Origin of the sequence: Bradyrhizobium sp. (assembly GCF_028868675.1) — a bacterium.
Taxonomy (GTDB): domain Bacteria; phylum Pseudomonadota; class Alphaproteobacteria; order Rhizobiales; family Xanthobacteraceae; genus Bradyrhizobium.
Window position 1 is genome coordinate 1 of sequence record NZ_JAGWUA010000040.1, and the last position, 20,684, is coordinate 20,684.

18 protein-coding genes and 1 pseudogene are annotated in these 20,684 nt (G+C 65.2%); 9 read left to right on the plus strand and 10 right to left on the minus strand.

Annotation, left to right across the window (positions count from 1 at the left end):
• Together KGM94_RS07985 and pqqA are read right to left on the minus strand one after the other, a co-directional pair.
• Positions 1-662, minus strand: a pseudogene (locus KGM94_RS07985) (hypothetical protein); the annotation flags it as partial.
• Between the two features lie 238 nt (positions 663-900).
• A complete protein-coding gene (gene pqqA / locus KGM94_RS07990; protein WP_012029362.1) occupies positions 901-981 on the minus strand; it encodes a pyrroloquinoline quinone precursor peptide PqqA in 81 nt (26 codons plus the stop codon).
• A gap of 573 nt (positions 982-1,554) precedes the next feature.
• On the opposite strand from pqqA, the gene KGM94_RS07995 reads away from it, so the two are divergent.
• The 3 genes from KGM94_RS07995 to KGM94_RS08005 are packed head-to-tail and all read left to right on the plus strand — an operon-like array spanning position 1,555 to position 4,524.
• Entirely contained in the window at positions 1,555-3,219 is a 1,665-nt protein-coding gene (locus KGM94_RS07995) for a methanol/ethanol family PQQ-dependent dehydrogenase (protein WP_300256645.1), read from the plus strand.
• A gap of 13 nt (positions 3,220-3,232) precedes the next feature.
• On the plus strand, positions 3,233-3,589 hold the full coding sequence (locus tag KGM94_RS08000; RefSeq protein ID WP_300256646.1) for a cytochrome c: 357 nt from the start codon (positions 3,233-3,235) through the stop codon (positions 3,587-3,589).
• A gap of 2 nt (positions 3,590-3,591) precedes the next feature.
• A complete protein-coding gene (locus KGM94_RS08005; RefSeq protein ID WP_300256685.1) occupies positions 3,592-4,524 on the plus strand; it encodes a transporter substrate-binding domain-containing protein in 933 nt (310 codons plus the stop codon).
• A gap of 96 nt (positions 4,525-4,620) precedes the next feature.
• Here the strand turns inward: KGM94_RS08005 and KGM94_RS08010 are convergent, their stop codons facing one another.
• On the minus strand, positions 4,621-5,589 hold the full coding sequence (locus tag KGM94_RS08010; protein ID WP_300256648.1) for a helix-turn-helix domain-containing protein: 969 nt from the start codon (positions 5,587-5,589) through the stop codon (positions 4,621-4,623).
• 500 nt (positions 5,590-6,089) lie between these two features.
• Here KGM94_RS08010 and xoxF5 point away from each other — a divergent pair, with 500 nt between their 5' ends.
• The 6 genes from xoxF5 to KGM94_RS08040 all read left to right on the plus strand — a co-directional run bounded on the left by xoxF5 (position 6,090) and on the right by KGM94_RS08040 (position 13,503).
• Positions 6,090-7,892, plus strand: a complete 1,803-nt coding sequence (gene xoxF5, locus KGM94_RS08015; protein ID WP_300256686.1) for a lanthanide-dependent methanol dehydrogenase XoxF5 — start codon at positions 6,090-6,092, stop codon at positions 7,890-7,892.
• A gap of 111 nt (positions 7,893-8,003) precedes the next feature.
• On the plus strand, positions 8,004-8,495 hold the full coding sequence (locus tag KGM94_RS08020; RefSeq protein WP_300256649.1) for a c-type cytochrome, methanol metabolism-related: 492 nt from the start codon (positions 8,004-8,006) through the stop codon (positions 8,493-8,495).
• Between the two features lie 63 nt (positions 8,496-8,558).
• Complete coding sequence (locus KGM94_RS08025; RefSeq protein WP_300256651.1) at positions 8,559-9,668, plus strand: S-(hydroxymethyl)glutathione dehydrogenase/class III alcohol dehydrogenase; 1,110 nt, start codon at positions 8,559-8,561, stop codon at positions 9,666-9,668.
• 29 nt (positions 9,669-9,697) lie between these two features.
• Positions 9,698-10,261, plus strand: a complete 564-nt coding sequence (gene gfa, locus KGM94_RS08030) for an S-(hydroxymethyl)glutathione synthase (RefSeq protein WP_300256653.1) — start codon at positions 9,698-9,700, stop codon at positions 10,259-10,261.
• A 471-nt stretch (positions 10,262-10,732) separates the two neighbouring features.
• Entirely contained in the window at positions 10,733-11,185 is a 453-nt protein-coding gene (locus KGM94_RS08035; RefSeq protein WP_300256654.1) for a (2Fe-2S)-binding protein, read from the plus strand.
• 2 nt (positions 11,186-11,187) lie between these two features.
• Positions 11,188-13,503: a molybdopterin cofactor-binding domain-containing protein gene (locus KGM94_RS08040; protein WP_300256656.1), complete on the plus strand. Its 2,316-nt coding sequence runs from the start codon at positions 11,188-11,190 to the stop codon at positions 13,501-13,503.
• Between the two features lie 83 nt (positions 13,504-13,586).
• Here the strand turns inward: KGM94_RS08040 and KGM94_RS08045 are convergent, their stop codons facing one another.
• From KGM94_RS08045 to KGM94_RS08075, 7 genes are all read right to left on the minus strand, one after another.
• Positions 13,587-15,311 carry a methanol/ethanol family PQQ-dependent dehydrogenase gene (locus tag KGM94_RS08045; protein ID WP_300256658.1) on the minus strand — a complete coding sequence of 575 codons (1,725 nt, stop codon included), beginning with the start codon at positions 15,309-15,311 and terminating at the stop codon, positions 13,587-13,589.
• Between the two features lie 139 nt (positions 15,312-15,450).
• Entirely contained in the window at positions 15,451-16,107 is a 657-nt protein-coding gene (locus KGM94_RS08050) for a Rieske 2Fe-2S domain-containing protein (protein WP_300256660.1), read from the minus strand.
• Between the two features lie 261 nt (positions 16,108-16,368).
• Complete coding sequence (locus KGM94_RS08055) at positions 16,369-16,764, minus strand: group III truncated hemoglobin (protein WP_300256687.1); 396 nt, start codon at positions 16,762-16,764, stop codon at positions 16,369-16,371.
• A gap of 95 nt (positions 16,765-16,859) precedes the next feature.
• Positions 16,860-18,374 (minus strand): cytochrome c oxidase accessory protein CcoG, encoded by a 1,515-nt coding sequence (ccoG, locus tag KGM94_RS08060; protein WP_300256662.1) that lies wholly within the window; start codon positions 18,372-18,374, stop codon positions 16,860-16,862.
• A gap of 82 nt (positions 18,375-18,456) precedes the next feature.
• The gene (locus KGM94_RS08065; RefSeq protein ID WP_300256664.1) at positions 18,457-18,777 is read right to left on the minus strand and encodes a metal-sulfur cluster assembly factor; all 321 of its coding nucleotides are present in this window, start codon (positions 18,775-18,777) and stop codon (positions 18,457-18,459) included.
• A complete protein-coding gene (locus KGM94_RS08070; RefSeq protein WP_300256666.1) occupies positions 18,774-19,286 on the minus strand; it encodes a DUF2249 domain-containing protein in 513 nt (170 codons plus the stop codon). Before KGM94_RS08070 ends, KGM94_RS08065 begins: the two co-directional genes overlap by 4 nt.
• Positions 19,287-19,298: 12 nt before the next feature.
• On the minus strand, positions 19,299-20,642 hold the full coding sequence (locus KGM94_RS08075; RefSeq protein WP_300256668.1) for a hypothetical protein: 1,344 nt from the start codon (positions 20,640-20,642) through the stop codon (positions 19,299-19,301).
• Positions 20,643-20,684: the final 42 nt, after the last annotated feature.

Consider the following 20,684-nt stretch of genomic DNA (forward strand, 5'->3'; position numbering starts at 1 on the left):
TCGCCGCCGAGCAGCATGTTGGGCCGCACGCGCGCCAGCGCGGCGGCCGCCACGCCGATCGTGGAACTCCGCTCTGACAGTCCCGTGTCCTCGAAGCGTGTCCATTCCGGCTGGTAGACGAGATTCAGCGCGCCGATGGCGAAATTCGGGATGAGCTCCCGGTCGATCGCGAGCTTGAACTCGGTGCCGTAGCTCCGCCCCTTCACGGCGGTGGTCTCGTCGATGCGGTCGGCATGGCTCTCGGCCGCAACGGTCAGGCCGAACGGCGCCTTCTCGCGATCGAGCAGCCGATAGCGCAGGTCGAGCGAGACGCCCTGAAAGTTGAGCTGGCGCCGATCGCCGATGTCGGGAACGCCGCCGATGTCATGCAGCGCGGCGGTGGTGCCGAGCTCGATGCGGAAGTTCTGCAGCGGCACGACCTCGATCTCGAACTGCTGGCCGAGGGCGCGATAGGTGCCGCCGCCCTTGCCGAACCGCCCCGTGGTATCGCTCTGGAATTCACGTTCGCCGGGCGTGCCGACATCGGTGCCGATCATGAAACCGAAGATGTGCTCGGTGTCGAATCCCTCCTCGGCTCGCGCAAGGTCCGGCGCCAGCGCGACACAGCACGCGCCGATGGCCAGGACGCCGCGCACCAAGCCTCTGAGCAAACCGACGGGCATCCCGGCTCCATGAGCATCCGCTGCGGCAAAGCGGCAGCAGCGCTGACCGAGACCCAGCGTAACACATGGTGCGCGGAGGGGCGAGATTTCGGAATGGCGCCGCCGCAGTCGCCTGTCGAATGCGCTGTGTCGCGGCCAGGAGGAGGATCGGCTGGGGAAAACTAGTGCTGCGAGACGGTCAAGTCACCGCCACGGCCCCGATGGCATTGGCCATCGAGGCCGCGGCAGGTCGTCGTTCTTACTTGCGCGCAGCGCAGGCGTACATGTTGATTTCCATGCCCACCGGCACTTCCACGATCTTCGGAGCTTTCCAAGCCATTCGGGGTCTCCCAAGTACTTTGAGCGCGACATCGCGCCCGCCAAAACCTAGGGCTGCATCGGAGACAGCGCAAGTCTGGAATCCGCTCGCGCACATGCCTGCGCCGATTCTTCGCGCCGCAATTTCACTCTCGGACAAAAGGTGTTCGCTCTTGGGCAAACGGCTCGACGAGAGACTCGATAAGAGACTTCGCCATGTGAGTGCCGTCCCCGGACTCGCCGCGATCGGCTCCGGCACCGAATGCCTGACGTCCTCAACAGCCCCCGGACAAGCGCGGAGCGGGATCCCGGCCGGGCGCTTGCGCCGACCTGCTCACCAACCAGCGCGTGCGGCTCACTCGTTGCCGCTTTTGCCCGCACGGATGGGGCGCAATCTTCGCGTCGCGGAATTTGCTGCTCCTGCGCCGCAATAGCGAGGATATCGAACGGCTTGCAAAGCGGCGAGCCTGCTACCCGGCGCCAACAATTGCAGCGCGTTGAGGCGCCCGCTTACGACTTTCGTATTGACGCGTTTTGCTTTCCGGCGGAGTGTTGCAAGTGCAGCGTCAAAAGGCGCGCACTTTTGGAGGAACGGATGAAACGCTTAGCGATGGCCGCGAGCCTCGTCTTATTTGCATGTGCGAGTGCAAATGCCCAAACCACCGAACAACTCAACAAGGGCGCAACCGACACGTCGAACGTGCTGAACTACGGCATGGGCTACAACCTGCAGCGCTTCAGCACGCTGAACCAGATCAACAAGGACACCGTCAAGAATCTCGTTCCGGTCTGGAATTACAGCCTCAACGACGACCGAAGCGAGGAATCCCAGCCGCTGGTCTATCAGGGCGTCGTCTACGTGACGTCGCACAACGCCACCATGGCGATCGACGCCAAGACCGGCAAGCAGCTCTGGAAGACCAAGGTCGAATATCCGGCCGAGACGCCGCGGATCGTCTGCTGCGGCATCATCAACCGCGGCGCCGCGCTGTTCGACGGCAAGGTTTTCCGCACCACGCTCGACGCCAACGTAATCGCGCTCGACGCCAAGACCGGCAAGGAGCTGTGGCGCCAGAAGGCCGCCGACATCAAGGAAGGCTATTCCATGACGGTGGCGCCGCTGGTCGCCGACGGCGTGGTCATCACCGGCATCTCGGGCGCCGAGTTCGGCACCCGCGGCTTCATCGACGGCTGGGAGCCGGCGACCGGCAAGCACCTCTGGCGCACCCACTCGATCCCCTCCCCGGACGAGCCCGGCGGCGACACCTGGAAGGGCGATACCTGGAAGCTCGGCGGCGGCTCGACCTGGATCACGGGCTCCTACGATCCCGAGCTCAACACCGTCTATTGGGGCATCGGCAACCCGGGCCCGTTCAACGCGGCGGTGCGTCCCGGCGACAACCTCTACACCTGCTCCGTGCTGGCGATGGATCCCAAGACCGGCAAGATCAAGTGGCACTACCAGTTCTCGCCGAACAATCCGTTCGACTATGACTCGGTCGCCGAGATGGTGCTTGCCGACATGAACGTCGAGGGCAAGCCGACCAAGGTACTGATGGACGCCAACCGCAACGGCTTCTTCTACGTGCTCGACCGCACCAACGGGAAGCTGCTCGCGGCCAACCCTTACGTGAAGGTCAACTGGGCGACCGGCATCGACATGAAGACCGGACGTCCGATCGAGACCGACGTCGCCAAGGACGCGCGCGAGGGCAAGAAGGTCACGGTCTTCCCGTCGATCCTCGGCGGCAAGAACTGGGAGCCGATGTCGTTCAATCCGCAGACCGGCCTCGCCTACGCCAACACGCTCGCCTTCGGCGGCCACTACAAGACCGAACCGGCGACGTTCAAGCAGGGCGAATGGTATCTCGGCATGGACCTCACCGACCTCTGGGAGTGGGGCACCGGACCGCGCGGCCACCTCAAGGCCATCGATCCGATGACCGGCAAGGCCAAGTGGGAAGCGGCTAGCGACATCCCGCGCTTCTCGGGCGTGCTGTCGACGGCTGGCGGCGTCGTCTTCACGGGCTCGCTGACCGGCGAGTTCGAGGCGTTCGACGCCGAGAGCGGCAAGAAGCTCTGGCAGTTCCAGACCGGCTCGGGCATCGAGGGACAACCGGTGACCTGGCAGCAGGATGGCGTGCAGTACGTCGCCGTGACCAGCGGCTACGGCGGCGTCTACTCGCTGTTCTCCGGCGACGAGCGGCTTGCCAACGTGCCGCCCGGCGGTTCGCTGTGGGTTTTCGCGGTCAAGCAATAACCCCCGGGTCAGAATGCCGAGAGACGTAACTCACAGGACGGCGGCGATCTTCGCCGCCGTCGCCGTGCTGGCGGTTGCCCCTGCGGCGGCCATCCGCGCCGCGGATGAAGCGAACGGCAATCCCGTTCAGGCGCAGATCGACCTCGGCAAATCGACCTATGCGTCGAAATGCTCGCATTGCCACGGTCCCAACATGGTCAATTCCGGCACCATCACGCCGGATTTGCGCGGCTTCCCCGACGACAAGACGCGGTTCGTCACCACCGTGAAGAACGGCAAGAACAACAGGATGCCGCCCTGGGGAGACATCCTGAGCGACGACGACATCGCCAACCTCTGGGCCTTCATCTCGAGCCGGAGGCGGCCATGAACATGACCCTTGCGAAGACGATTCTCGCGGCGTGGAGCCTTGCAGCCGCGCTGCTGTCCACCGCGGCGACGGCCGCCGATGCGCCGCTCAGGATCTGCCTCGATGAGGACCGCCCGCCTTTGTCGGTGCACCACCGCGGCAAGCCGGGCGGCGGTTTCGACGTCCTGCTGGCGCAGGCGATCGCCGAGCGACTCGGCCGGCCGCTGCAGATCCAGTGGTTCGAGAGCAAGCTCGACGAGGATTCGAGCCCGCCGCTCGAGGCCAATGCACTGCTCTCGGACGGACGCTGCGCGCTGCTCGGCGGCTACGCGCTGACCGAGGATTCGCTGGTCGTGCCCGGCATGAAGACCGCGAGGCTACCCGATTTCGACGGCGCCACCCGCGACGACCGCCGTCGCCGCGTCGCGCTCGGCGTGCTCGCACCGAGCCAGCCCTACGTCTATTCGCCGATGACGGTGGTGCTCGGCCCCAAGGCGCGCGGGCGCAAGATCGACGGCATCGGCGACCTCGCCGGCATGCGTCTCGCGATCGAGAGCGGAACGCTCGGCGATGCGATCCTGATGAACTTCGACAAGGGCCGGCTGATCGACAGCATCACGCATCTGGTGCCCGGTCGTGACGACCTGCTCGGCGCGCTCAACCGCGGCGACCATGACGCGACATTGCTCGACCTCGCACGCTTCGACGCCTATCGCGCCGCGCATCAAGACACCGCAATATCGGCGAGCGGCTATTACTATCCGATCGGCGCCAATCGCGGCTACGTCGCCCTTGCGAGCGACCCGGCGCTGTTCGTCGCCGTCAACAAGGCGCTGACGGAGCTGATGGCCGAAGGCAAGATCGCCGAATTCGGCAAGCAGGCAGGGCTGACCTACCTGCCGCCGCGCGAGCCCGCGATCCTCGGCAATGTCTGGAAGCAGATCATCCAGCGGTGACGGCCCGCTGTCATTGCGGGTGAAGCAATCAAGAGTGTTCCGCGGAAATGGTCTAGATCGCTTCAGGAGCTCCGGCTCCCCACGATCCAGACCGGCCTACGGCTCGTCCGAGGCGACGGCGGCCTGCTGCGCCTTGTGGATCGAGGACGGCACGACGCCGAAATACTTCCGGAACACCCGGCTGAAATGCGACGAGCTGGAGAAGCCCCAGGAGAACGCGACGTCGGTGATGGTCTTGCCGGCGTGCGCCTCGAGCTCCTGGCGGCAGTTCTGCAGGCGCGCCTGCCAGATATAGTCGCTCACCGTGGTGCCGCGCTCGCTGAACAGCATGTGCAGATAGCGCTTGGAGCAGCCGAGCTCGGCGGAGATCTGGTCGATGCACAGATCGGGATCGCGCAAGTGCTCGCGAATGAAGAACTGCGCACGCACGTACATCGCCTCGGGCCCGACCCGGTCGAACATCGTGTCCGCCTCGCGCAGCGGCAGCAGCAGCAGATCGATCAGGGAATCGGCGACGCCGACGGCGCTGTTCGCCGACAGCTTTGCGGCCTCGTCGAACGTGGCGTGGACGAAATCGTGCGCGATCCGCCCCGTGCCGGTGCGCGCCGAGAGCTTGCAGGCCGGCATGCGCTGCGACGGAAAGCCGCGATCGCGCAACAGGGCCTTCGGCACGATCACCACGTCATGGCGCGTGAAGGCCGGGCTGATGATCGAATGCGGACAGGAGACGTCGTAGGCGAGGACGTCGCCGGGTGCGAGCTCGATGTGGCGGCCCTCCTGCTCGAAATAGGACACGCCGTAGGTCTGGAAGTGAATCTTGATGTAGGGGTGCTCGTTGGACCTGGCGCGCGCGAGCGTGTGCGCGATGCGGTGCTGGCTGACCTCGATCTGGCAAAGCTTCAGCCGCGAGACGGTCGTGTAGTCGATGCGGCCTTCGAGTGAGGAAGCCTCGAGCGGATCGACATCGAACAGGCCGCACAGGCTGGTCAGCCCGTCGATCCAGCTTTGGATCTGTTTCTTCGGCGTCAATCCGGTGGTCGAGAGCTTTTGGATTGTGTCGGACATGATCCAGCCACTGAGTTGAACCGAGTCGCGACAGGGCGGCGATGAAGCCCTACCCCCACGACGAATGCGACATTTACCTCAAATTTGGGCGGACTTTTGAAGCGAGCGCCATCGCTTCGGCCGCCATCCCGTCACGATCCTCCGCCTTAGTTACAGCGCCGTCAAGGGGAACCTAAACGCAGAGGTTGCAAGCGACAGGCAAGGAAGCCGCTGAATTCGCTAGTGCAAAATCAAAAAGTTCGCCGCCGTGCGCTGTCGAGCAAAGCGCCTTCCCTCTTGGGCAAGTTTCCCCTTGCCGAAGGCGCTAGGGATGGCGGCAGGAACAACAAGAAGCGGGCCGCTGCCCAAGCGGACCCGTGGCGCACATGGGGAGGAGGAAACAGCACAGCATCGTTTCTGGTCCCAACAGTGACCGCCCTGCACGAGCAGACGCTGGACGTCAAAGCCCAGCGGCGAGCAATGCTTCGGAAACAATAAACGAGACCAACGGAGGAATGACTATGCGCAAGGTGCTACTGGCGACTTATCTTGGCTCTGCTGCGGTGCTTGCCGCCGGCAGCGCTTCAGCCAATGACGAGTTGATCAAGATGTCGCAGAACCCGAAAGACTGGGTGATGCCGACGGGCGACTACGCCAATTCCCGGTATTCCAAGCTCAACCAGATCAACGCATCCAACGTCGGCAAGCTGCAGGTCGCCTGGACCTTCTCCACCGGCGTGCTGCGCGGACACGAAGGCGGACCGCTGATCATCGGCAACATGATGTACGTCCACACGCCGTTCCCGAACAAGGTCTACGCTCTTGACCTTTCCAACGAGAACAAGATCGTCTGGAAGTACGAGCCCAAGCAGGATCCGAACGTGATCCCGGTGATGTGCTGCGACACGGTGAACCGCGGCCTGGCCTATGGCGACGGCAAGATATTCCTGCATCAGGCCGACACCACGCTCGTGGCGCTCGACGCCAAGACCGGCAAGGTGGCCTGGACCGCGACCAACGGTAACCCGGCCAAGGGCGAGACCGGCACGTCGGCGCCCATAGTCATCAAGGACAAGGTGCTGATCGGCATCTCCGGCGGCGAATTCGGCGTCCAGGCTCACATGACCGCCTACGACATCAAGACCGGCAAGCTGGTCTGGCGCGGGTATTCGGAAGGACCCGATGACCAACTTCTGGTCGACGACAAGACCACTGCACTCGGCAAGCCGATCGGCAAGGATTCCAGCCTGAAGACCTGGCAAGGCGATCAATGGAAGATCGGTGGCGGCGCCACGTGGGGCTGGATCTCCTACGATCCCGAGCTGAACCTCGTCTATTACGGGTCGGGCAATCCCTCGACCTGGAATCCGAAGCAGCGTCCCGGCGACAACAAATGGTCGATGACGATCTGGGCGCGCAATCCGGACACCGGCATCGCCAAGTGGGTCTATCAGATGACGCCCCATGACGAATGGGACTATGACGGCGTCAACGAGATGATCCTCTCCGACCAGACGATCAACGGCCAGCCGCGCAAGCTGCTGACACATTTCGACCGCAACGGCCTCGGTTACACCCTTGATCGAGCCACCGGCGAACTGCTGGTCGCCGAGAAGTACGATCCGAAGGTGAACTGGACCTCCGGCGTCGACATGGACAAGAACTCGCCGACCTATGGCCGCCCGAAGGTTCTCGACGCGGCGTCCACCGACAAGGCGGGCGAGGACCACAACGTGAAGGGCATCTGCCCGGCCGCGCTCGGCTCCAAGGACGAGCAGCCGGCGGCCTACTCGCCCGACACGCAGCTGTTCTACGTGCCGACCAACCACGTCTGCATGGACTACGAGCCGTTCAAGGTGAGCTACACCGCGGGCCAGCCCTATGTGGGCGCGACGCTCTCGATGTATCCGCCCGCCGGCGAGAGCAACATGGGCAACTTCATCGCCTGGGACGGCAAGACCGGCAAGATCGTCTGGTCCAACAAGGAACAGTTCTCGGTCTGGTCGGGCGCGCTCGCAACCGCCGGCGGCGTGGTGTTCTACGGCACGCTCGAAGGCTACCTGAAGGCGGTCGACGCCAAGACCGGCAAGGAGCTCTACAAGTTCAAGACTCCGTCCGGCATCATCGGCAACGTCACGACCTATGAGAACAACGGCAAGCAATACGTTGCCGTGCTCTCCGGCGTCGGCGGCTGGGCCGGCATCGGCCTCGCGGCAGGCTTGACCGATCCGACGGCCGGTCTCGGCGCGGTCGGCGGCTATGCGGCGCTCAGCAACTACACGGCGCTCGGCGGCACGCTGACCGTGTTCTCGCTGCCGAACTAGCCTCACCCCTGTCTCGTTCCGGCGCGTGGATTTCGTCCACGCGCCGGCTCGTCTCCATCGCGCGCTTCGAGGAACACTCTCTTGCGTAGAACATGCTTTGTGGCCGCCGCGATGATTCTCGTCGCAACCGGAGGAATTGCGTTCGCGGCAGGTCCGGGCGACCCGACCGCCGTCAAGCAAAACGAAAACGGCGAGTGGCTCGATAAGAACGGCGATCCCACGTACAAGATTTCGGCGGATGGCACCGTGGACTGGTACACCTATTCCGGCTACCGCCGCTATCACTCGGACTGTCACGTCTGCCACGGACCGGACGGCATGGGATCGAGCTACGCGCCGGCGCTGAAGGACTCGGTGAAGACCATGAGCTACGCCGACTTCCTCGGCGTCGTGGCCAGCGGCCGCAAGAACGTCTCGACCGCGCAGGAGAACGTGATGCCGGCCTTCGGCGACAATCCGAACGTGGCCTGCTACATGGACGATCTCTACGTCTATCTGCGCGCCCGCTCCACCGATGCCTGGGGCCGCGCGCGGCCCAGCAAGCATGAGGACAAGACGGAGGCCTACACCAAGGCGGAAGACTCCTGCATGGGAAGACATTGAACGTATGGGGCCGCCCGGCAGACCAACGCCGGCAGCCGCCATGAAGGAATTGAGGAGCTTGCGATGAAGACACGCGCCGCCGTCGCTTTCGAAGCGAAGAAACCGCTCGAGATCGTCGAAGTCGATCTGGAGGGGCCGAAGGCCGGTGAAGTCCTGGTCGAGATCAAGGCGACCGGCATCTGCCATACCGACGCCTACACGCTCGACGGCTTCGACAGCGAGGGAATTTTCCCCTCGATCCTCGGACACGAGGGCGCCGGCATCGTCCGCGAGATCGGCGCCGGCGTGACCTCGGTGAAGGCCGGCGACCACGTCATTCCGCTCTACACGCCCGAATGCCGCCAGTGCAAGAGCTGCCTGAGCCAGAAGACCAATCTCTGCACCGCGATCCGCGCCACCCAGGGCAAGGGCGTGATGCCCGACGGCACCAGCCGCTTCTCCTACAAGAGCAAGCCCATCTACCACTACATGGGCTGCTCGACCTTCTCGAACTTCACGGTGCTGCCGGAGATCGCGGTGGCGAAGATCCGCGAAGACGCCCCCTTCGACAAGAGCTGCTACATCGGCTGCGGCGTCACCACCGGCGTCGGCGCCGTCGTCAATACCGCCAAGGTCACGCCAGGCTCCAACGTCGTGGTGTTCGGCCTCGGCGGCATCGGCCTCAACGTCATCCAGGGCGCCAGGATGGCCGGCGCCGACAAGATCATCGGCGTCGACATCAACGACGGCAAGGAGGAATGGGGCCGCAAGTTCGGCATGACCCATTTCGTCAACCCGAAGAAGGTGACCGGCGACATCGTGCAGCACCTCGTCGGCCTGACCGACGGCGGCGCCGACTACACCTTCGACTGCACCGGCAACACGACGGTGATGCGCCAGGCGCTGGAATGCTGCCATCGCGGCTGGGGCACCTCGGTCATCATCGGGGTCGCGGAGGCCGGCAAGGAGATCGCGACAAGGCCGTTCCAGCTCGTCACCGGGCGGGTCTGGAAGGGCACCGCCTTCGGCGGCGCCCGCGGCCGCACCGACGTGCCGAAGATCGTCGACTGGTACATGAACGGCAAGATTCAGATCGATCCGATGATCACGCACGTGCTGAAGCTCGAGGACATCAACAAGGGCTTCGACCTGATGCACGAGGGCAAATCGATCCGTTCCGTCGTCGTGTACTAGAAGAACATCACACCCAAGGAGGATTGACCATGACTGTTCAGCTCCATCCGTCGATCGACAGCGGCCTCAAGCAAGGAAGCGGTCACTTTGCCGGCGGCACGCTCGTCTGCAAGTGCAAGGATCGCCCCGTCAAGGTCGGCATCAAGGGCGACGTCGCGCACAACCACGCCTGCGGCTGCACCAAGTGCTGGAAGCCGCAGGGCGCGATGTTCTCCGTGGTCGCGGTGGTGCCGCGCCAGAACGTGACCGTGCTGGAAAACGGCGACAAGCTCGCGATCGTCGATCCCTCCGCCGTGATCCAGCGCCACGCCTGCAAGGCCTGCGGCACCCACATGTACGGCCGGATCGAGAACAAGGGGCATCCGTTCTACGGCCTCGATTTCATCCACCCCGAGTTGTTCCAGGAACAGGGCTCGCAGGCGCCGCAATTCGCCGCGTTCGTCTCGTCGGTGATCGAGTCCGGCGTCAAGCCGGAACAGATGGGCGCGGTGCGCGCGCGGCTGAAGGAGATCGGGATCGAGCCCTATGACTGCCTGTCGCCGGCACTGATGGACGCGATCGCAACCCACGTCGCGAAGGCCAAGGCCGCCTGAGCGGGCACCTCGTCCGGTTTGAGGACCAGCGGCTCCCTCACCCTGGCCTCAATGACTGCGCGACGCCGCGGGCTTCACCTTCGAAGCCCGGGCGTTGCGCTTCTCCCTCCCTCGACTGAGGGTCCTTGAGCTTCGTCCGCATCTACCCTGGCGGACGAAGCTTTTTTTGCGCCCTGCTTTTGACAAATCGCGGATGCAGCCTAGGCTAGAAAACCCGCCTCCGATGCCGGCGCACGGCCGAGGTCTGCCGGCATCCGGGCGTCACGATGCCGCGCGATTTCAATCGATCGCGATCTCAATCAAACAAGAAGAATGAAGGGAGGTATCGAGCGCATTCCAGAACATCATCGCCGCGTTGCGACCGTCCGGCCGGGATTTGCCCGATGCGGGACGACCGGGTCGCGCGCGGACGAACCACGATACGTCGATGCCCAAACGGTTCATCAAGCCTAGGAAGAGCGAGGGACGATCATGATCAAGTTGAAAATCAACGGTCAGGAGCAGAGCTGGGATGGCGATCCGGATCTTCCATTGATCTGGTTGCTGCGCGATGAAATCGGGTTGACCGGCACCAAGTTCGGCTGCGGCCAGGCGCTGTGCGGCTCCTGCACCGTCATCGTCGACAAGGAGGCGGTTCGTTCCTGCATCACCTCGGTGAAGGACGTCGCCGGGCGCGAAGTCACCACCATCGAGGGCCTGCATCCGACCGGCGATCACGCCGTGCAGAAGGCCTGGCGTCAGGCCAACGTGCCGCAATGCGGCTTCTGCCAGGCCGGCCAGATCATGCAGGCGGCGGCGCTGCTGATGGACAATCCAAAACCGTCGCACGACCAGATCCGCGAGGCGATGTCCGGCAACATCTGCCGCTGCGGCTGCTACCAGCGCATCGAGAACGCCGTCCATCTCGCATCGACGGGAGTGTGATCATGAATTTCATCCAGAATCCCGGGAAGCTTCGCGGCTTCGAGAAGAGCATCAGCATCGAGAAGATCACCCGGCGCAACATCCTGAAGGGACTTAGCGCCGCCGGCGGCTTCGTGCTCGCCGCGCCCGTGATGTCGCGGCAGGCCTTCGCCTACCAGACCGGCGCGGGCGCGATGCCGCATGGCATCGTGCTGGATCCGCGCGTCTTCGTCGCGATTGCGCCCGACGGCATCGTCACCATCGTCGCGCACCGCTCGGAAATGGGCACCGGCGTCCGCACCAGCCTGCCGCTGGTCGTGGCCGAGGAGATGGATGCGGACTGGTCGAAGGTGCGCGTCCAGCAAGCGCATGGTGACGAGGTCCGGTACGGCAATCAGGACACCGACGGCTCGCGTAGCACGCGACACTACCTGGTCCCGATGCGCCAGATCGGAGCCGCCGCGCGCACCATGCTGGAGCAGGCCGCGGCCAGGCGCTGGGGCGTGCCGGCCGCCGAGGTGAAGGCCGTCAATCACGAGATCGTCCACGGCGCGAGCGGCCGCAAGCTCGGCTTCGGCGAGTTGGCCTCCGACGCCGCCAGGGAATCCGTGCCGGGCATGGAGGGCCTCAAGCTCAAGGAGGCGAAGGATTTTCGCTATCTCGGCAAGGGCCAGGTCGGCATCGTCGATCTGCACGACATCACCACGGGTGCTGCGCGCTACGGCGCCGACGTGCGCCTGCCCGGCATGAAATACGCCGTCATCGCCCGCCCGCCCGTGACCGGCGGCAAGCTCGTCTCGTTCGATCCGGACGCGGCGCTGAAGGTGCCCGGCGTCGAGAAGGTGATGCAGGCCCGCGGCTGGCCGTGGCCCTCGAAATTCCAGCCGCTCGGCGGCGTCGCGGTGATCGCGCGCAACACCGGCGCCGCGATCAAGGGCCGCGACGCGCTGAAGCTCGTCTGGGACGACGGCGCGAACGGAAAATACGATTCGGTCGCCTATCGGAAGGAACTCGAGGAGGTCGCGCGGAAACCCGGCCTCGTCGTGCGCAAGGAGGGCGACGCGGATAGCGCGCTGAAGAACGCCGACAAGGTCGTCGTCGGCGAATACTACCTGCCGCATCTCGCCCATGTCAGCATGGAGCCGCCGGTGGCAGTCGCCGACGTCAAGGGCGATAAATGCGAGATCTGGGCCCCCGTACAGAGCCCGGGCGGCACGCGCGAGGACGTCGCCAAGACGCTCGGCATTCCCGAAGGCAACGTGACGGTCAACGTCACGCTGCTCGGCGGCGGCTTCGGCCGCAAGTCGAAATGCGATTTCGCGCTGGAAGCGGCGCTGCTGTCGAAGGAGATCGGCGCGCCGGTCAAGGTGCAGTGGACGCGGGAAGATGACGTCCGCCACGACTTCCTGCACACGGTCTCGGTCGAGCGCATCGAGGCGGGGCTCGACAAGAGCGGCAAGGTGATCGCCTGGCGCCACCGCAGCGTGGCCCCCAGCATCGCCTCGACCTTTGCGGCCGGCGCGGTCCATCAGGCGCCGTTCGAGCTCGGCATGGGCCTGATCGACATGCCCTTCGAGATCGCCAACATCTCTTGCGAAAATCCGGAGGCCGCGGCCCACGCCCGCATCGGCTGGTTCCGCTCGGTGTCGAACGTGCCGCGCGCCTTCGCGGTGCAGTCGATGGTCGCCGAGATTGCGCAGGCCACGGGCCGCGACCCGAAGGACATGCTGCTCGAGCTGATCGGCTCGCCGCGGATCGTCAACCTGTCCTCGGTGAAGGACCCCTGGAACTACGGCGAGCCCTATGACAGCTATCCGATCGACACCGCGCGCTTGCGCAAGGTCGTCGAGCTGGTCGCCGAGAAGGGCGAATGGGGCCGCGCGGTGCCGAAGGGGCACGGGCTCGGCATCGCCGTGCACCGCAGCTTCGTCAGCTACGTCGCGACCATCGTCGAGGTCGCCGTCGACGACAAGGGCAAGCTGACCGTGCCGCGGGTCGACACCGCCATCGACTGCGGGACCTACGTCAACCCCGAGCGCATCCAGTCGCAGATCGAGGGCGCTGCGATCATGGGGCTGAGCTTGGCCAAATATGGCGAGATCAGCTTCAAGGACGGCAAGGTCCAGCAGAAGAACTTCGACGACTTCCCGGTGGTCCGGATCGACGAGTCGCCGCAGGTGACCAACGTCTACATCGTGCCGCCGGGCCCGGACACGCCTCCCTCCGGCGTCGGCGAGCCCGGCGTGCCGCCGTTCGCGCCGGCGCTGATCAACGCGATCTTCGCGGCCACCGGCAAGCGCATCCGGAGCCTGCCGATCGGCAAGCAACTGGAGGCGTAGGGGCTCGCACATGCGGAATGCGGCGGACATCTCTGCCCGCCGCATTCCGGCCGTACCGCCGCTTGGTCGATCCGCCGGCAGATCTACTTCTTCAGCGCGAAGACCCAGATGACGCCGCCCTGCGGCACGTTGGCCTCGATGCCGATGTTGTTGGTCGCGAGCGCATCCTGGATGCGCTGCGCGTCGACGCCCCAGCCGGACTGGATCGCGACGTATTGCGTGCCGTCCACCTCGTAGGACACCGGCATGCCCATGATGCCGGAGTTGGTCTTCTGCTCCCACAACAGCTTTCCGCTCCTGGCGTCGAAGGCGCGGAAGTTGCGATCATTGGTGCCGCCGGCGAAGACGAGATCGCCGGCCGTCGCCGTCACCGAGCCGAACAGCTGCGACTTGGGGAAGTCGTGCTGCCACACCTTCTTGCCGGTCGACGGGTCCCAGGCCTGCAGCTCGCCGAAATGATCGGCGCCGGGCTTGGCCTTCAGCCCGATGTCCTCGGGCTTGGTGCCGAGCCAAAGCTCGCCGGGCTTCAGCGCCACCTTCTCGCCGGTGAAGCCGCCGCAGAAGTTCTCGTTGGCGGGGACGTAGACGAGCTTCGTCCGCTCGCTATAGGCCGCCGACGGCCAGTCCTTGCCGCCCCACAGCGACGGACAGAACTCCACGCGCTTGCCGATGACCGGCTTGTGCGCGGGATCGACGACCGGCTTGCCGCTCTCGTCGATGCCCTTCCAGACGTCGGTGGCCACGAACGGCCAGCCGGCGACGTAGTTGATCTTGGTGGGTGCGCGCTCCAGCACCCAGAAGATCGCATCGCGTCCCGGGTGGATCAGGCTCTTGATGGTGCGGCCGTCGCGTTGCAGGTCGACCAGGATCGGCGCCTCGACCTCGTCCCAGTCCCAGGAATCGTTCTGATGGTACTGATGGTGGGTCTTGATCTTGCCGGTGTTGGGATCGAGCGCGAGCACCGACGAGGTGTAGAGATTGTCGCCGGGATGCGCATCGCCGGGCCACGGCGCGGCGTTGCCGACACCCCAGTAGATCGTCTTGGTGTCCTTGTCGTAATTGCCCGTCATCCAGGCCGAGCCGCCACCGCTCTTCCAGTCGTCGCCCTGCCATGTGTCATGGCCCGGCTCGCCTTCGCCGGGAATGGTGTAGGTCCGCCACAGCTCCTTGCCGTCCTTGGCGTCGAAGGCGGCGACATAGCCGCGCACGCCGAGCTCGCCGCCGGATCCGCCAACGATGACCTTGCCGTCGACGATCAGCGGCATCAGGGTCATGTACTGACCCTTCTTGTAGTCCTGGACCTTGGTGTCCCAGGCCACCTTGCCGGTCTTGGCATCGAGCGCGACGACGTGGTCGTCGGTGGTTGCGAGATAGAGCTTGTCGTCCCACAGCCCGACACCGCGGCTGGTCGGATGCAGCTGGAACAGGTCGTCGGGGAGCTGGCGCTTGTAGCGCCAATATTCATCGCCGGTCCTGGCGTTCAGCGCGATCACCTGCCCCATCGGCGTCGCCACGAACATCACGCCGTTGTTGACGATCGGCGGAGCCTCATGGCCCTCCACCACGCCGGTGGCGAAGGTCCAGACCGGCGTCAGGTCCTTGACGTTGCCCGTGTTGATCTGGTCGAGCGGGCTGTAGCCCTGGCCGTCATAGGTCCGGCGATAGAGCATCCAGTTGCCGGGTTCGGGGTTTTCGAGGCGGGCCGAGGTGACCGGGCTGTAGTTCTCGATCGGGCCGGCGCCCGCGGATGTCGAGACGAGACAGGTAAAGGCGACAAAGCCGGACAATAACCATTGCTTTCTGGTCATGGACGTTTCCCCTTTGATTCATCCGTTTTGAATTCTTGTCTTCTTGAATTCTTGTCTTGGAGAGTCTTGCCGTGCTTCCGGCCCCGCGCGCTGGCGGAGCGGCCTCTTGCGGCACGCGGGCGCGACCCGCGGCTCCCGGTCATCCCTGCTGCTGAGCACCTACCTTTCCAATGAAGGCGCCCGCGACGGTGAGCGCACCGTCATTGAGCGCCAGCGGCAATGCCGCAAGGCGCCGCGGCGCCGGCCCGAACACGACCTGCGCGCTTTCGCGGGGATCGTATTCGGAGTTGTGGCACATGCACTTGAACACCACCTTGTCGCCGGCGTCGCTCTTGACCCAGCCGGTGACGGGACATCCGGCATGGGCGCAGATCGCCGAATAGGCGACGATGCCGTCCGCGGCACGCGACCGCGTCTGCTCGTCGAGTTCGGCCGGATCGAGCCGGACGATCAGGATCTCGTTGAGCCGGGAGCCGCTGCGCACCACCGATGTCCTGGGATCCTTCGGCCAGGCATGCACCGGCGGTCCGCCGAGCGACAGATCGGCGGACCTCACCACGGCGCCTTCGCGATCGCCATCGGTGAATACCAGGATGTCGCCCTTCTGCGGCCGCTCGTCCGCACCGGGCTGATCATCCTCTGCGACGGCCTGCCTGGAACCGGCGAGGCACGCGGTGCCGGCGAGTGCGCCGAGCAGGAGCGAGCGCCGGGTCTGCACCGCAAGACAACCGGAGTCAGGGTCCGCAACGTTGTCGGACGACGGAGACGACGTGATGTCGAGCTTCGGGTTCGTCATCGCACAAGGAGGCGCCGCAACTCAGCCGAAAACAAGGCGGCGGCTTCGCACCGCAGTGCATCATTATCGATATGCTCGTTTTGATTGAGCCGGAATTTGCGCCGACAGGCGCATTTTTTCCGACGCAACGTCACGATGCGCGATTGGCATGATGATTTCGCAGATCAGATCGGACATGCCGGACATGGCGCGGCGTGCCGTCGCACCGCGCGACTTGCCATCAAGCGGAGAGGCTACGTCGCGAGCCAGCACATGGCATTTTCAGGATCTGAGCACGTGGCGCGGCGAGGAGATGCGCCCGGCCTGGGTCGCCGACGCCATCTCGAAACTGTCGGCGATGCGTCGCGCCTTGTCGATGAAATGCGCGGCCGCGGCCGGCGGGCAGACCTCGCGCGCCGTCTGCTCGAACAGGTCGAGCCAGCGATCGAAATGGTTCCCGATCAAGGTCAGCGGCAAATGCGCCCGCATCGGCTGACCGTGATAGCGCCCGGTCGTGAGCACGACGGACGACCAGAAATCGCGCAATTTCGCGAGATGCTCGTCCCAGTCCTGCACGACCGCGAAAATCGGCCCCAGCAGGTCATCCTGCCTGACCCGACCGTAGAACTTGTCGACGAGTTCCCCGATCATCGCTTCCGTGATGCCGGTTCGCTCCATGACTTCCTGGGCCAGCAGGCCCCGCCGCATCGCCGCCTCGTCCCGGTCATTTCTCGCGCGATCTGCCATGTCTCTCCCGTAACTCTTCCAGACGCTCAGCGCGCCACAAACCTGTCGGAGGCCGACAGCACCGTCCGGCCGGTCTCATCCCTGGCGATGAAGACGACGTTGGCGTCCTTCGGAACCGCCATGGTCAGGGTGACCCGCAGCGATTCCGACCCGTCCGCCTCGACGGTGATGGGGGATCCATCGTCGTTTCCAACAATGGTCATGCTGGCATCTATGCCTTGAATGGCCAAAGTGTAGTGGCGAGGGACGGCCGCCTTGTTGAGGAGCTTGACGGTGTAGGCGTTCCTGACGGAACCATCCGACAACGTGACCGCGAGGGGATCGCGATCGTGCAGCACCGCTATAGCGCCGGTCGACTTGGTTGCCAACAGGACGGCAAGCCCGGCCGCCAGTCCCACCGTGATGGCGGTGAGGGCCACGGTCTTGGGACGCAACAGCCGGGAAACGCGCGCCTCGTCGCGCCGGCCCCGCTCGATATTGTCCCAGCTCTCATAGTCGATCAGGCCACGCGGCCGGCCGAGCCTGGTCATGACGCCGTCGCAGGCGTCGACGCACAGCCCGCAATTGATGCAGGCGAAATTCGGCCCTTCGCGGATGTCGATGCCGATCGGACAGACGTTGACGCAGAGGCCGCAATCGACGCAATCGCCGGCCCGTTCGCCGCGCGCGCGGACTTCCACGGCCTTCTTGGCCGACATCCGCTGCTCGCCGCGATAGTCGCGATAGTTGACCGTGAAAGCCTCGGGATCCCAGATCGCACCCTGCAGCCGCGGCCAGGGACACATGAAGGTGCAGACCTGCTCCCGGGCGAAGCCGGCAAGGCCGTAGGTAGTGCCGGCGAAGACGGCGATCCAGGTCAGCGCGGTCGTCGAAGCTTCGCCGGTGGCAAGGGCGCGAACCAGCGCCGGCGCATCCGTAAAATAGAAGATCAGCGTTCCGCCGGTGGCGAGCGAGATCAGAATCCAGGCGGCGTGCTTGGCGCCGATCTGGACCACCCGCATCGCGTTCAACGGGGTCTCCATGTTCTTCAGCCGCTGCCGCCGGTCGCCCTCGATCAGGCGCTCGACCAGCAGGAACAGATCGGTCCAAACCGTCTGCGGACAGGCAAAGCCGCACCAGACCCGCCCCGCGAACGCATTCGCCAGGATGAGGATGACGGAGGCCAGGATCAGCAGCCCCGTGACGAGGTAGAGATCCTGCGGCCATATCTCGATGAAGAAGGCGTAGAGCCGGCCGTGGGCGAAATCGAGCAGGACTGCCTGGCCCGGCGCGTTGGGACCGCGGTCCCAGCGCAGGAACGGCGTCACGTAGTAGATCGACAGCGTCAGGACCAGGATCGCCCATTTGATCCGCCGCATAGGGCCAGAGACCGACTGCGGCACCACCCGCGCCAGCCCCTTCGCCCCCGCCTTGTTCAGACGAGGCTTGTTCAGGCTCGGCTTGTTCGGGCTCTGCTTGTTCGGGCTCTGCTTGTTCAGGCCTTGCTTGTCCTGGCCCTGCGTCGATCGCGTGCGGGAATGGTCGATTTCGATGACGGTCATTGCGGAGGCGGGTCCAGGTCGGCAATCCAGGTCGGCAGTCCAGGTCGGCAGTCCAAGTCAGCGGTCTGGTCGGCAGTCTTCTTCAATTCAGCTCGGCGAAGCCGAGCTCGGCTTTGACCTCCGGCGCGATCATCGCCGGCCGCCATGGCGGATCGAACGTCATCGTGACGTCGGCCGAGCCGATGCCTTCGACCTGCATCGCGCTGCTGGCGACGCCTTCCTTCAGAAAACTCGCGGCCGGGCAGCCCGGCGTGGTCGCGGTCATCGTGATGTGCGCGACGTCGCCGTCGATGGCGATGTCGTAGACGAAGCCGAGATCGACGATGTTGTGCCCGAGTTCGGGATCGATGACGTTGCGCAGCGCATCCCTCACCGCTGCAATGAGATCGTCGCGATCGGTCATGACGCACCCGTTCTGATCGTGAGCTCGTACGTGCTGCCGTCGGCCGCAAAACCGCCACGCCATTGATGGCCGCGCTTGGTCAGCTCCCGGAACAGGAACACCGGCTCGCGGCCGAGCCGGGCCGAAAGAGTCTGTCCCGGCACGAGCTGCTCGATCGCAGCGAGGATCCTCACCATGGGTTCGGGCGGATCGAGTTCGCGGACGTCGAGCTGTACGGTGGCGGCCGGCCAGTCGTCCGCCGATGCGGCATTGGCGGGCGGCTCGTTCGCGGGAACTGCTTGTCCGACGGGGCTGAAGCGCACCTCCCACTCGCCGCCGCCGAGCTCGGTTTCCTCGTGGCCGAAACCCTTGCCCGCCATGACGTCGAACAGCGGAACCGGCTTGAACGGCGCGTAGAGCCGCAGGCCCTGCCCCGGCGCGAGCCGCTGCAGCGTGGCCATGATGATCGAGAACGGCTCGCCACCGGCACGCAGGATCGGCCGGACATCCACGTCGATGAACTCGGTCATCTGGTTTTCCTTCTAGGTGCGAGTGATCAGGAGCCGCGGCGCCAGCGCGCCCGCGGGGAGCCGCAGCGGCGCCGCCACGTCGGTCAGACGTCTCGCCCTGATCAACTCCTGGAGAATGCCGAAAGTTGCGACGACGATCACGGCGATCGCGATCCGGAAGCCGAGCGGTTGCCCGAGCATGAGGAGCGCGGTCGCCGCCCAGCTCGCGGCGAAGAACATCACGAACCATTTCGTGGCGCGGCGTTCGGCGACCAGATCGTGCACCCGCGGCGTCGGAGCCTTTCCCATCACCGGGCCGTAGGTCTCGAGCCAGGTGAGGAAGGGAACGATCTTGTAGAGGTTGGCGAGGATCAGTCCGGACAGCCAGCCGAACACGATGAGGAACACCAGCGCGCCGACATGGGCGGCGAGCGAGCCCGTGATCGCCAGCACGGCGCCGAGCGCGACGGCCGCACCGAGGCTCGCAAACGACCAGACGACCATGCGCGTGTTGAGCTCGAGCTTGCGCCGCTTGCGTTTGCGATAGAGTTCAGCGACGTCACGGGCGTAGCAGGCGAGCGTCGCCAAGCCGCACGCCGCCGAGAGCATCAATGCGAGATCAAGCCCCTGCCCGACCAGGACCGCAACCGCGCCGCCGATCACGGCGGCGCCGAGCATGAAGGCACTGAACAGCCAGACCAGCCGGCTCTTGCCGGCATCGACGTCCGGCGCCAGCATGAACATCGACAGCAGCCGGTAGCTGACGCCGATCGCGGTCACCGTCAGCCAGCCCGCCAGTCCCGCAATCGCGTGGATCGGCACGGCGGAGGCGAGGACGCTGGACACCAGCGACCCCGGTGCCGGCTCGAACAGCGCCAGCGCGAAGATGCCGCCGAACGCCATTGTGGCGCAGACGGCGAGGAGGCCGAGGGCGACGAAGCGTGCCGATGCCGGCAGCGGTCGCGACTGCCAGAGCGTCAGGCCGAGATTTGCGGCGACGAGCGCAAAGCCGGCGATCAGCAGCGTTGCGCCGAACGGCAGCAGCCAGAGCCACGGCGGCATGCGACCGCCCAACGCGAGGAAACCGGCAAGAAGCGCAATCAGGCCCGCGCTGAGCAGCACGAAGGCCGGCAAGATCCAGCCTTCCGCATGGAGCGGTCGCGACACCAGCACGGGCACGAACTGGAACAGGGCGCCGCACATCGCCATGCTCAGCCAGCCCAGGCAGATCATGTGAACGAGGACGAGCGTGTCGGGGGCCGCGATGTCGGCGCTCGGAAAGCCGAATCCGGCAACCATCAGCACCTCGGCAGCGATCAGCCAAGCGAGCGCTGCCGCGAAATAGCTGATCGTCCATTTGCAGAGATTTCCGCCCATCCTGCCGCCGCCTGGAACCTGAGACGGGTCCCGGCCGCCGCC